A 1104-nucleotide genomic window follows, 5' to 3' on the forward strand; every position below is an offset into this window, starting at 1 on the left:
GTGCTGCAAAGATCTACGATCCTGGGAAGCACACGGTCCATCCATGGCAATGAACCATTGGGACGGGTCGCGGAACATCGCCTGCATGTCGACGCAGATGTGCACTGCGTTGCTGCCAATGGGTTCCTCGCGCAGCGTAGGGTCAGCGGCCATGTCAGYGCGAGATCGAAAATTGCGACGGGGATTGCTGCGCATCGAACGCAACACCCAGGCCATGAGCCACGGCGCTTGCGGCGATCATGTCGTCGAGCTCGCTTCTAGAAACCGGACAGGCTTTCATGACAGTCAGGACAGCCGCTGCTGCCTGACTCACGGACACAACATCGTGCCGCTTCTTCCGCACCTCGACGTACTGCTCGATAAGCATTTTGAGGCGGCGCTCCTCTACCTCGTGTGACATCTTGATCCTCCACCCAGATCAACCGTGACCGGCGCCCTTGGAGGGAACCGCCGACCTTCAATCGCTGTCAATCTGCGGACCCGATCCTTGTTCCACCGCTCGGGCAGAAGGCGTCAACTTCGTCAACGATTGTCGCGACCAGTGGCATCAGCAGCGAATTCGCCAACGATCGGCAACGCTTTAACGCCTCTCACGTTCAAGGTCTTAGTCGGCACCAAGGAAGCCTTAATGGACGAAAAAGACCTGTCCCATATTCACGGTGATCAGCCGGCCGCAGTGACGGCGGACGCRCTGCCAGACCGCAAAGAGTTGGCGGCCACAGCGTTTCAGCGGACACGCATGCCGATGGTGGTGACCGATGCCACACAGCAGGATTACCCTATAGTGTTGGCAAACGATGCTTTCCTGAAATTAACAGGATACGATGCAGGAGAGGTTCTCGGCAAAAACTGCCGGTTCCTGCAGGGTCCGGCAACATCCAAAATCGCCGTTTCCGAAATACGAGCCGCGATAAGAGAGGAGCGCGAGGCCAGTGTCGAACTCCTCAACTACCGCAAGGATGGATCGGCCTTCTGGAACCAGCTTCACTTCAGCCCAATTCACGATGACAGCGGCCGTGTTGTGTATCACTTCGGCTCTCAAATCGACCGCACAGACTATCGCAGGATCCAGTCTCTCGAAGACTCCGAGCACCGGCTTCTGCT

At 57.4% G+C, this 1104-nt stretch carries 2 protein-coding genes; both read left to right on the top strand.

Annotation, left to right across the window (positions count from 1 at the left end; all coding sequences use genetic code 11):
• Positions 1-184 precede the first annotated feature (184 nt).
• Positions 185-397 carry a hypothetical protein gene (locus ACXJ7R_RS33830; RefSeq protein ID WP_457155588.1) on the top strand — a complete coding sequence of 71 codons (213 nt, stop codon included), beginning with the start codon at positions 185-187 and terminating at the stop codon, positions 395-397.
• Between the two features lie 231 nt (positions 398-628).
• Positions 629-1104, top strand: a 476-nt coding sequence (locus ACXJ7R_RS33835; protein WP_457155589.1) for a PAS domain-containing protein, incomplete at its 3' end; no start/stop codon positions are given.

The sequence above is a fragment of the Mesorhizobium sp. P5_C1 genome (assembly GCF_054049815.1).